Source organism: Sagittula sp. P11, from assembly GCF_002814095.1.
Lineage (GTDB): Bacteria > Pseudomonadota > Alphaproteobacteria > Rhodobacterales > Rhodobacteraceae > Sagittula.
Genome location: NZ_CP021913.1, coordinates 472831 through 484734, shown reverse-complemented (window position 1 = coordinate 484734; position 11904 = coordinate 472831). Strand labels below are relative to the sequence as shown.

The following is an 11904-nucleotide window of genomic DNA, read 5'->3' as shown; positions in this document are numbered from 1 at the left end:
AAAACGGGCGTTCATTGGTGGACCGCGAGGGATCGGGCACGCTGTTTGGGGCGGGCGCGCCGGGATCGTGCGCGAAAGGCCGATGGAGAGGCGCTTTTTGCATGGAAAGGGGCGTTTGGCGTTGGATCGGAGGCTTGTCCGGTTCGCGTGAGGCCGGGGCACGCGCATGTCCTGCACGGCGGGCTGCCGGCCGGATTTTTGCCGCGCGGAAAGGGGCGTTTGCGGTTGGATCGGTGCGATTGGGGAGGGACGCGGAGGGCCGCGGGCCGTGACTGAAGACCGCCGCTTGAGCGCGACGGTCCTCTCCGGCAAGCTGTGTGCCTGCGCGGGCCGGTCAGGCGGCGTCGCGGAGGACGGCGCGGGTGGTGCGGGCGAGGCGGCGGATGCCTTCCTCCAGCTTCTCCGGCGGGTTCAGCGTGAAGTTCAGCCGCATCCCGCCGTGGTCGCGGTGCGCCGGGTCGAAGACGCTGGAGGGGGAGATGCACACGCCTTCCGCCAGCCCTGCGCGCATCAGCGCGTCGGTGTTCAGACGGCTGTCGCGGGCGCGGGCCCAGATGAACATGCCGCCCTCAGGCTTTTCCCAGGTGAACCAGTCGGAGAGGTGTGTCTCCATCGCGGCGCAGAGCGCATCCCGGCGCGCCCGGTACATCGACAGGATGTGCGGGCGGATCGCCTCCGGCACGCCGCGTTCGAAGGCCAGCGCGGTGACCATCTGGCAGAGCCCGGAGGAGAACATGTCGGTGCCCTGCTTGGCGGCAGAGAGCGCCTCGATCATCGCGGGGTCGGCGATGGCCCAGCCGATGCGCAGGCCGGGGGCCAGCTCCTTCGACACGGTGCCGAGGTAGATCACCGGGCTGCCGGGGCCGGCCATCTCAAGCATGGTGGGCAGGGGGGCGCCGTCGTAGTAGAGCGCGCCGTAGGGATCGTCCTCCACCAGCCATGTGCCGGTGTGGCGGGCGGCGTCGATCAGGGCGCGGCGCCGGTCCGTGCCGACGAGGCGTCCGGACGGATTGGAGAAGTTCGGCACGGTGTAGGCGAACTGCGCGCCGGTCATGGCGGCTGTCGGGTCGAAGCCCGGATCCTCCAGCACCATGGGCCGGTAGTCGGGCATCCGCGCGCGCCATGTGTCGAGCGCGCCGAGGTAGGCGGGCGTCTGCACGGCGATGGTCTGGCCGGGCATCACCAGCGCCAGCCCGAGGGCGGCCAGCGCCTGGGTGCCGCCGGTGGTCACGAGCACGTTGTCACGGGTGAGCGGCAGCGCGTCGGTGGAGAAACGCGCGGCGATGGCGTCGCGCAGCCGGGGCTGTCCGGGCACCGGGCCGTAGGCCAGCGATTCCGCCGGGAAGTCCCGCACCGCTTCTTTAGCCAGGTCGGCCAGCGCCTCCACCGGCCAGGCGGAAGGATCGGGCAGCCCGCCCGCCAGGTTGATCAGGCCGGGGATCTGGCCCGCGGCGAGGAAGGTGGAGGTGACATCGTTCGTCTGGCTGAGCCAGTCGGCGAAGGGCGGGTGGGACATGGCGCGTCTCCGGTCGGATGGATGGGGCGCGGGGCAGGGACCGGGTCCGCCCACGTGCCGGGACTGGCCGTCCTTAACACGGAAAAGTTGCCCGGGCGTAGCCCCGGATTGGAAGTTTCCGCAGGGGCAACTCTTGTGGGCACCGACATAAGTGGCGGTCTGCACGCGCCCAGGCCACAAAATCTGTGCCTTTTTTCGCCTAATTTCGGATTAGGCCCTGTCTACTGAACAAAGATGATTTAGTGTTTCCGCCAATGAGACACGGGAAAGGAACGTGCATGGGGCTCCGGGGGTGGCGGCGTGCAGGCAAGGCCTGTGGTGTGATGGTTCTGGCCATGTGCCCGGGTATCGCGCCCGCGCTCGACAGCATCAATTTCCAGTACGTCGGCGACGTGTCGGAGGAACTGCGGGACATCCTGCGGGCCGTTTCGACCTTGTCGGAGATCGAGTCGCGGGACGAACAGCCGCCGCAGGACGTCATGGCCGCGGCGCAGGGGGACTACACCCGGCTGGTCGAGGCGCTTTATGCGCAGGGCTATTACGGGCCGAACGTGCGCATCCGCATCGACGGGCGCGAGGCGGCGACCATTCCGCCGTTCGAGACGCCGGACCGGATTTCGCATATCGACGTGATCGTGGAACCGGGCAAGCGGTTCGTCTTCGGCGACGCGGTGGTGGCGCCGGTGGCGCCGGGCACGCCAGAGACCGAGCAGTTCGACAGCGGCGAGCGGGCGCGGGCCAGCGCCGTGCGCAACCGCACGCAAGACGTGATCACCGGCTGGCGGCAGGTGGGCAACGCCACGGCGCGGGTGCAGGACCAGTCGATCACCGCGCGTCACGAGGCCGGTATCCTCGACGTGATCGTGCGCATCGACCCGGGCCGTCAGTACCGCTTCGGCGAGGTGATCGTGACCTCCGACAGCGCGGTCAAAGACGCGCGCATCCGGCAGATCGCGGGCATCCCGCGCGGCGGGGTCTTCGATCCCGACGAGGTGGACAAGGGCGCGGAGCGGCTGCGCACCGTCGGCACCTTCCGGTCGGTCACGCTGGAAGAGCGGCCCGGGCCGGGCAACGAGCTGGACATCCTGATCGACGTCACCGACCGCAAGCCGCGGCGCTTCGGCTTCGGCGCGGAGCTGTCCTCGAACGAGGGGCTGAAGCTGACCTCCTTCTGGCTGCACCGCAACATCTTCGGCGGGGCGGAACGGTTCCGCATCGACGGCGAGGTGCGGCAGCTTGCCGGGCAGGACGTGAAGCCGGACTACGAGATTTCCGCCCGGTTCGAGAAGCCGGCGGTCTACGGGCCGGACACGCTGTTCTTTGCCACCGCCTCGGTCAGCTACGAGGAAGAGCCGGATTACATCTCGCGGCAGGCGGGCTTTGGCATCGGTGTCAGCCAGGAGTTCAGCGACACGCTGACCGGCGAGATCGGCCTGACCCTGTCGCGGTCGGAGATCACCGACCTCTACCTGCCGGGCGAACCGGAGCGGACGCTGGACGTGCTGGCGCTGCCGGTCTCGCTGACATGGGACAAGCGCGACGATCAGCTTGACGCGCGCAACGGATTTTTCCTGCGCTCGGCGGTGGAGCCGTTCACCATCCTGTCGGGCGACGACGCGGGCGCGAAGTACGATTTCGACGCGCGGTACTACAAGGCCTTCATGGAGGACGACGCGGTGGTTGCCGCGGCGCGCCTGCAACTGGGCGGGCTGTTCGGGCCGGAGGCGGCGGATGCGCCGCCGGATTACCTGTACTACTCGGGCGGCGGCGGCACCGTGCGCGGCCAGCCCTTCGAGTCGCTCAATGCGCTCTATTCCGATGGCACGCGCCTTGGCGGGCGCAGCTTCGTCGGCCTGTCGGGCGAGGTGCGGGTCGACGTGACCGGCAAGCTGGGCATCGTGGCCTTTGCCGACGCGGGCTACATCGGCCCCGAAAGTTTCTACGACGGCAGCGGCGACTGGCACTCCGGTGCCGGGATCGGCGCGCGCTATAAGACGCCGGTCGGCCCGATCCGCTTCGACATCGCAGGGCCGGTGTCGGGCGATACGGGCGACGGCGTGCAACTCTATATCGGGATCGGGCAGGCCTTCTGATGCGGCTTCTCCTACTTTGCCTCTGCCTGCTGTGGCCCTTTGCGGTCGTGGCGCAGGACGAGAACAGCGACCGCGGCTACATCCAGGGGCTTCTGGAAGACGCGCTGTCGAACGACAACATGACGGTGCGGCTGGAAGGGTTCCGCGGGGCGCTGTCGTCGCGCGCCACGGTCGACCGGATCACCATCGCCGATCCGCAGGGCGTCTGGCTGGAGGCGTCGAACGTCGCGCTCCAGTGGAACCGCAGCGACCTGTTGCGTGGCCGGGTCGAGATCCAGGAGATCTCGATGGAGACGCTGTCGCTGCCGCGTCTGCCCAGTGCCCCGTCCGAGACGCCGGCGCCCGAGGCGCGCAGTGCCTTCGCGCTGCCCGACCTGCCGGTGGCGCTGATCCTCGAACAGTTGCAGGTCGACACGGTCGAGCTGGGCGAGGCCGTGATCGGCGAGGCGGCGCAGCTGCGCGTCACCGGCTCTGCCTCCCTCCAGGGCGGCGAGGGGCAGGCGGAACTGAACATCGAGCGGCTGGACCGGGGCGGGCAGATCGCGCTGACCGGCAGCTATTCGAACGGCACGCGGGTGCTGGGGCTCGACCTGTCGGTGCAGGAGCCCGAGGGCGGTCTTGCTGTGTCGCTGCTGGGCGTGCCGGGGGAGCCGTCGCTGGCGCTGACCCTTCAGGGCAATGCGCCGATCGACGATTTCGAGGCGGAGCTGACGCTGGCCACCGACGGCACGGAGCGGCTGGCCGGGACGGTGATCCTGCGCGCCGACGGCAACGAGGACACGCGCCGCTTCCGGATGGACGTGGCGGGCGACGTGGCCTCGCTGGTGGCGCCGCAGTACCGCGAGTTCCTGGGCGACAGCGTGTCGATGACGACGGAGGTCCTGCAGCAGGCGGACGGCGCCACGGAGCTGAGCGAGCTGGAACTGAGCGCGGAGGCGCTGCGGCTGACCGGGTATGCCCGGATCGGTGCGGACGGCTGGCCGGAGCGGCTGGACCTTCAGGGCGGGATCACCCCGCCGCAGGGCGAGCGCGTGGTCCTGCCGATCCCGGGGGCCGAGACGAGCGTGGCGGGTGTCACGCTTGAGGCCACCTTCAACGCCGAGGAAGGCAACGGCTGGAGCCTGCAGACCGTGGTCGAGGGCTTCGACCGCGAGGGGCTGGGCACCATCGACCGGCTGTCCCTGTCGGGCAACGGCGAGATCGCGCGCGACGAGACGCGGGTCACGGGGACCGTGCGGCTTGGCGTGTCGGACCTCGGGCTGGACGATCCGGCGCTGGCGCAGGCGGTGGGCCCGGCGCTGAACGGGACGCTCGATTTCGGCTGGCAGCCGAGTTCGCCGCTGCTGATCACCGATCTCGACCTGTCGGGCGCCGACTACGGGCTGGACGGCGAGGTGTCGGTGAGCGCGCTGGACGCGCTGAACCCGGTGATCTCGCCGGATGTGCGGCTGAGGGCCGACAACCTGTCGCGCTTTGGCGCGCTGGCGGGTCTCGACCTCGACGGTTCCGCCGAGGTGAGGATCAGCGGGGCGGTGCTGCCGTCCTCGGGCGGGTTCGACATCGCGCTGAACGGTACGACGCGCAACCTTGCCACCGGCATCGCGCAGGCCGACCCGCTGCTCGCGGGGAGCGGATCGATCCGGGTGGAGGCGCGGCGCGACGAGACCGGGCTGTTTGCCGACGTGCTGCGCATCGCCACGGCGGCGGCGCAGATCAACGGCACGGCGCAACTGGCCAGCGGCACCGGGCAGGCGGACCTCGACATCGTGCTGAACGACACGGCGCTGCTGCTGCCGGGGGTCGAGGGCCAGTCGGACATCGCCGTGACGGCGGTGCAGGGGCCGCAGGGCTGGGACATCGACCTGAACGGCACGATCCCGGACGTGGCGCAGGTGCAGTTCGACGGGACGGTCGATCCGGAGGCGCAGAACGGTCCGTCGATCATCGGCGCGCTCGAGGCGCAGGTGTCGCGGCTCTCGCCCTTCTCCGAGCTTGCGGGGCGCGACCTGTCGGGCGCGGCCAACCTGTCGGTGAACGGACAGGGCGTGGTCGGCGCGCAGACTTTCGAGGCGACGGTCGAGGCGCGGACGACCAACGTGTCGGTGTCCATCGACGCGGTGGATGCGCTGCTGGACGGCGTGTCGGACCTGTCCTTCACCGCGCGGCGCGGCATCGACAAGCGGTTCGAGCTGCAGGACCTGAAGTACGACGGGCTGGGCACGATCCGGCTGGACGGGACGGTGACGGGGTCTTCGCTGGAGGATGCGGAGGTCGACGGCAAGTTGCTGGTCGACGTGCCGAACCTCGCGCCGCTGAGCGGTGTCGCCGGGCGGCAGATGTCGGGCAGCGTGCTGGCCAACGTCGATGCGACGGGGCAGGTGATGCAGGGCCCGCTGACCCTGCGCGGCAATGCCCGGACGCAGGACGTGGTGACCGGGCTCGACCGCTTCGATCCGCTGCTGACCGGACGCTCGGACCTGCAGTTCGATGCGCGGCGGAATGCGGATGGGCTCTATACCCTGAGCGCGTTCACCTATCGCGGCATCGGGACGATCACGCTGGACGGAACGGTGACGGGCACCTCGCTGGAGGATGCCGCCATCGACGGGCGTGTGCAGGCGGACCTGCCAAGGCTGGCACCCTTGTCGGGGCTGGCCGGGCGGGAGATGTCGGGCGCGGTGATCGCCGATGTCACCGCCTCGGGCACGATCATGTCCGGGCCGCTGGAGGTGTCGGGCACGGCATCGACGCGGGACGTGGTCCTGTCGCTGCCCTCCGTCGATCCGCTTCTGGCGGGGACCTCCTCGCTGCGCTTCGCGGCAGAGCGGGACGCAGAGGGGCGCTATACCCTGAGCGATCTGAACTATGACGGCGTGGGCACGGTCACGCTGGACGGCACGGTGTCTGGCTCCTCGCTGGAGGATGCGGCCATCGACGGGCGCGTGCAGGCGGACCTGCCGCGGCTGGCGCCGCTGTCGGGCCTTGCGGGACGGCAGCTGTCGGGCGCGGTGGTGGCCGATGTGCGGGCCAGCGGCACCCTGATGTCGGGACCGCTCGACCTGTCGGCGGACGTGCAGGCGCGCGACGTGGCGCTGTCGATCCCGGCGGTCGATCCCCTGCTGCGCGGCACCACGACGCTGAACGTCACGGCCTCGCGCGATGCGTCGGACGTCATCACCGTGTCGTCGCTGTCGCTGGACGGCGCGGCGAACCTGCGCTTCTCCGGCACCGTGGCGGGGCTGATGGACGACGGGCAGCTTCGGGTCGACGGCCGGGCGCAGGGCAGCATGCCCAACCTTTCCGCGCTGGCGGGGCTGACCGGGCAGGCGCTGCGCGGGTCGGTCACCTTCGACACCGATATCGCGCTGGTGCAGCCGGACGGGCCGGTGGACGTGACCGGCACGGTGACGGCGCAGGGCCTCGGCATCGGCAACCTGACGCTGGACCCCTTCCTTGCGGGCACCACGCGGGCCGACATCGACATCCAGCGCACCGCGGGCGGCGCGCTCAGGATCGAGCGGCTGGTGGTCGACGGCTCTTCCATCGACGGCTCGGTCAGCGGGTCGCTGTCGGGGCAGGCGGCGGACCTGAGGCTCGACGTTTCGGTTGCCGGTCTGGAGCGGCTGGTGCCGGAGCTTCCGGGCACCGGGACCGTCTCTGGCACGGTGCGGCATTCCGGCGGACCATGGCAGGTGGACCTGAACGGCACCGGGCCGGGCGGGGTTGGCGCGCGGGTCAGCGGCACGGCGGCGCAGGACTTCTCGACCGTGAACCTGAACCTGAACGGCACGGCGCCCTTGGGGCTGGCCAACGCGCGGCTGGCGCCGCAGTCGATCACCGGCGTCCTCAATTTCGAGGTGGCGGTGAACGGGCGGCCCTCGCTTGCGGCGATCAGCGGGCGCGTGTCGACCACCGGCGCGCGGCTGGCGGTGCCCTCGCTCGACATCTCGCTCGACGGGATTGCGGGTGGCGTGGGGCTGAACGGCGGTCGGGCGGAGCTTGACCTGACGGGCAACATCTCGACCGGCGGGCAGGTGCGGATCACCGGACCGATCACGCTGTCGGCGCCGTACAACGCGCAGCTCGTCGCCACGCTGGTCGATGCCGGGCTGCGCCGCGCGGACGTGTTCGAGACCACGGCGGACGGGCGCATCACCGTCGACGGGCCGCTCACCGGCGGTGCCCGGATCGCGGGCCGCATCGACCTTGGACAGGTCGAGGTGCGCATCCCCAACATCGGGCCGAGCTACCAGGCGCTGGACGGGCTGAAGCACGTCAACATGCCCTCGGACGTGGCGCTGACGCTGAAGTTCGCGGGGCTGGGACCGAAGGTGCAGGCGGCGCAGGGCGGGGACGGCGGCGCGCGCGCGGCCTATCCCATCGACCTGACGGTGAACGCGCCGAACCGCATCTTCGTGCGCGGGCGCGGGCTGGACGCGGAACTGGGCGGCTCCCTGCGGCTGACGGGCACCACGGCGGACATCGTGCCGGTGGGGCAGTTCGACCTCGTGCGCGGTCGTCTGGACCTGCTGGGCCGCAGGCTGGACCTGACGGTCGGGGAGGTCGCGCTGCGCGGCAGTTTCGACCCCTACATCCGCTTCGCCGCGGTCAGCCGGGTCGAGGACACGGAGATCACCATCTCGATCGAGGGGCCGGCCACCTCGCCGGAGCTGACGGTGACCAGTTCGCCCGACCTGCCGCAGGACGAGGCGCTGGCCTTCTTCCTCTTCGGCCAGTCGGTCACGAACCTGTCGCCGTTGCAGGCGGTGCAGCTGGCCGCCGCGATCCGGACGCTGTCGGGGCAGGGCGGGCTTGGCCTGACCAACGAGCTGCGCAACGGCCTTGGTGTCGACAACCTCGACATCGGCACGTCGGAGGACGGCACCGCCGAGGCGCGGGTCGGCAAGTACATCTCGGAGAACATCTATACCGACGTGGTGGTCGGGAGCGACGGTACGAGCGAGATCAACCTGAACCTCAACGTCACGGATTCGGTGACGGTGCGGGGACGGGTCGGGTCCGACGGCACCAGCGGCCTGGGCGTGTACTTCGAGAAGGATTACTGACGCACACCCCGGAGGGGGCCGTGTGAGGGACAGGGCCGGGGGCGGAAGCCTCCGGCCTTTATCTTTGGGGCTTGGGGATGCGGACCTGTGAAGCGGGTCGCGAACGCCTTGCGCGTGGTCGGGCCGGTCGCTTGGCAGGGCCTTGAATGACCTCTGGCGTGGCGGTTGTGCCGGGACGGGGCCGGAGAGCCGGCCCTGTCGGCCGAGACGCGGCTACTCCGCGTCGGGCTGGTTCGGCGGGGCGGCGCGGGTGAAGGCGTCGATGCCGTCGAGCGTGGCGTAGATCCGGGCGATGGTCGGCCACTGTTCGGTGGCGATGCCGAAGCGGCGGTTGTTCCAGACCTGCGCATAGAGGCAGATGTCCGGCAGGCCCGGCGTGTCGCCGATGCAGAAGGTGCCGGTTTCCGGCGATGCGGCGAGGATGGTTTCCAGCGCCTCGAAGCTTTCGGTGACCCAGTGGGTGAACCACTCCTTCTGCGCTTCGGCGGAGGCGCCGTAGGAGCGGGCGATGTATTGCAGGACGCGCAGGTTGTTCAGCGGGTGGATCTCGCAGGCGACGGTATAGGCCAGCGCCCGCGCCTTGGCCCTGAGCACCGGATCGGCGGGCAGGAGCGGCGGCTCGGGGTGGACGTCGTCGAGGTACTCGATGATCGCCAGCGATTGGGACAGCAGCGTGCCGTCGTCCAGTTCCAGCACCGGAACCAGCCCGGCGGGGTTCTTGGCGAGGAATTCGGGCGTCCTGTGGGCGCCCTCCTTCAGGGGCAGAGCGACGTAATCGTAGCCCAGCCCCTTGAGGTTCAGCGCCGCCCGCAGCCGGGTCGAGGTGGAGGAGCGGAAGTAGTTGTGCAGGATCATGCCCGTCAGCCCCGTGGTCCGATGCCGAAGGTCAGGTCGGGCAGTCCCATGATCGAGACGGTGCAGGTGTCGCCGGAGGTCAGCGCGCCGACGCCCGCGGGCGTGCCCGTCATGATCAGGTCGCCGGGTTTCAGCGTCATGGAGCGGGACAGGATGGAGATCACCTCCGGCACGGTCCAGATCATCTCGGCCAGGTCGCCCTCCTGCCGGACGGTGCCGTTCACGGTGAAGCGGATGCTGCCCTCGGACAGGTGGCCGGTGCGGCTGACGGGGTGCACCGGGCCGATCACGGCGGAGTTGTCGAAGGCCTTGCCGAAGTCCCAGGGGCGGCCCAGTTCCTTCGCGGCGGCCTGCAGGTCGCGCCGGGTGAGGTCGTTGCCCGCGGCATAGCCCCAGATGTGCGAGAGCGCGTCCGCCTCGGCGATGTCGGCGCCGCCGGTGCCGAGCGCGACCACGAGCTCTGCCTCGTAATGCAGGTCCTCGGTTTCTGGCGGATAGGGGATGGTGGCGCCGTGGCCGACGACGGCGTCGGCGGGCTTGGTGAAGAAGAAGGGCGGTTCGCGATCCGGGTCCTTTCCCATCTCGCGGGCGTGGGCGGCGTAGTTGCGCCCGACGCAGAAGATGCGGCGCACCGGGAAGCGGTCGGCGCTGCCGGCCACCTCGACGGAGGGTTGCGGCTGGGGGTCTATGACGAAGGACATGGTGCGATTCCCGTTCTGGCCGCCCGGCGGGGCCGGGCCTTGCCGGATCAATAGCGCAATCCGCGGGGCAGGTCAGTCATCCGTTTTCGGCGCGGCGCCGGGACGGGGTGGGGGCTGCGCGCTATTTGCCATGGTGCGCGGGCTCTTCGCGGGGCCTGCGGTCTGCCGGCTTGGCAGAGAGGCGCCGCCCGGATTATCCATGACGGGGGCCGAGAGGGGGGAACGCGGGTGCTCGACATGCTTTATCCTGTGCTGTTCGTGGGCGGCACCGTGCTGATCGCCTGGACGGTCTATTTCGCGGTGCGGCTGTTGGCGGGGCAGCGCTTCTCCGACGACACGCAGACGCTGGCGGGATCTGTGATCATCCGCGTCTCGGCGCTGCACGGGCTGATCCTTGCGCTGGTCTTTGCGCAGGAGCTGGTGGATTACACCCAGCTTCAGGGCAACCTGACGGAGGAAGCCACCGCCATCGCCGACATCTGGAACGATGCGGCCCGCTACGGCGAGGATGTCGCGGCACAGGTCCAGCCCGCGCTGACGCGCTACACCCATCTGGTGGTGGAGGAGGAATGGCAGGAGCTGGCCGCCGACCGGGCGCTGAGCGCGGAGGGCTGGCAGCTGCGGGAGAAGATCTACCTCGCCGTCCTCGACCTCGAACCCCGCACCGCGCGGGAGGAGGACCTGCGGACGCACATGGTCCACAAGGCGCAGCTGATCGCGGAGCTGCGGCAGGCACGCCAGAACACGGCGCTGCACGAGGTGAACATGCTGTTCTGGGTCGCGGCGCTGTCGGGGCTGGTGCTGGTGACGGTGCCGTATTTCGTCTTTTCGCCGACGCGGCTGCACCTGATGCTGCTGAGTGTCTACGGCGCGTTCAGCGGGCTGGTGATGTACGTGATCTACGCCTTCTCGGACCCGTTCGAGCAGCCCGGCGCCCTGAGCCCGGTGGCCTTCCAGCAATTGCTGAAGACGGAGATCGGCGGCTCCTAAAGCCAGTCGAAGAGCGCCGCCAGGTCGGGCTGCGGTGTGACCGGCCCGTGTGCCATGGTCATCCGTGTCACCGGCCAGCCCAGCATCACGCGCAGGGCTGCGCGGGCGTCTTCGCGCGGGGCGGTGGCCAGCCGGAACTTTCGCGGCACGCGGGGGGCGGGGGCAGTCATGCCGTCGAGGCGGGCCACGACCGACCGCCACCCGCGATAGCGCCGGGGCGACAGGTGCTGGACGAGGTCGGTGAAGAGGATCGTGCCCGAGGGGCGGTGGAAGGGCACCAGCTCCCGGGCGAGGCGGGTGGGAAACAGGACCGTGTCGAAGACGCCTTGCCAGGCCTCGGGGGCGGTTTCGACCACCTGCGCGCGGTCGGGCCCGGCGACGCCGGGGGCCGTCCACACGGCAGCACCGGGGAAGGCCGTGGCCCAGTCCGCCAGCCATGTGTCGTGCAGGGCGTTCGGTGCAAGGATGTGGGCCACGGGACCGAGGCCGGCCAGTGCGGCGCGCAGGTCGTCGGTCAGGCGGATGGGTGAATGCACCCACAGCCCGCCGTCCGGCAGCCGGGCCACGATCATCCGGGTCGGATAGCTGAACCCCAGCGCTGCCACGACGTCCGGGCCGCCGACGCCCCAGAGATTGTCGTCGAGCGGATCCAGCATGGGCATCGTCCTGTGTGAGGGGGCCGG

At 70.3% G+C, this 11904-nt stretch carries 7 protein-coding genes; 3 read left to right on the top strand and 4 right to left on the bottom strand.

Annotated elements, in window-relative coordinates; translation table 11 throughout:
• Positions 1-334 precede the first annotated feature (334 nt).
• Entirely contained in the window at positions 335-1516 is a 1182-nt protein-coding gene (locus tag CDO87_RS02360; protein ID WP_100927267.1) for a PLP-dependent aminotransferase family protein, read from the bottom strand.
• Between the two features lie 278 nt (positions 1517-1794).
• Between CDO87_RS02360 and CDO87_RS02355 the strand changes: the two genes are divergently transcribed.
• The gene (locus CDO87_RS02355; RefSeq protein ID WP_254698294.1) at positions 1795-3609 is read left to right on the top strand and encodes an autotransporter assembly complex family protein; all 1815 of its coding nucleotides are present in this window, start codon (positions 1795-1797) and stop codon (positions 3607-3609) included.
• Positions 3609-8675: a translocation/assembly module TamB domain-containing protein gene (locus CDO87_RS02350; RefSeq protein ID WP_100927266.1), complete on the top strand. Its 5067-nt coding sequence runs from the start codon at positions 3609-3611 to the stop codon at positions 8673-8675. The genes CDO87_RS02355 and CDO87_RS02350 overlap by 1 nt, the downstream gene beginning before the upstream one ends.
• Positions 8676-8888: 213 nt before the next feature.
• Here the strand turns inward: CDO87_RS02350 and maiA are convergent, their stop codons facing one another.
• On the bottom strand, positions 8889-9530 hold the full coding sequence (maiA, locus tag CDO87_RS02345; protein ID WP_100927265.1) for a maleylacetoacetate isomerase: 642 nt from the start codon (positions 9528-9530) through the stop codon (positions 8889-8891).
• 5 nt (positions 9531-9535) lie between these two features.
• A complete protein-coding gene (locus CDO87_RS02340) occupies positions 9536-10231 on the bottom strand; it encodes a fumarylacetoacetate hydrolase family protein (protein WP_100927264.1) in 696 nt (231 codons plus the stop codon).
• Positions 10232-10468: 237 nt separating this feature from the next.
• Between CDO87_RS02340 and CDO87_RS02335 the strand changes: the two genes are divergently transcribed.
• On the top strand, positions 10469-11221 hold the full coding sequence (locus CDO87_RS02335) for a DUF4239 domain-containing protein (RefSeq protein WP_157814895.1): 753 nt from the start codon (positions 10469-10471) through the stop codon (positions 11219-11221).
• Here CDO87_RS02335 and CDO87_RS02330 read toward each other — a convergent pair.
• Positions 11218-11877, bottom strand: a complete 660-nt coding sequence (locus CDO87_RS02330; RefSeq protein WP_100927262.1) for a DUF4336 domain-containing protein — start codon at positions 11875-11877, stop codon at positions 11218-11220. The two genes, CDO87_RS02335 and CDO87_RS02330, sit on opposite strands and share 4 nt — an antisense overlap.
• Between the last annotated feature and the right edge of the window lie 27 nt (positions 11878-11904).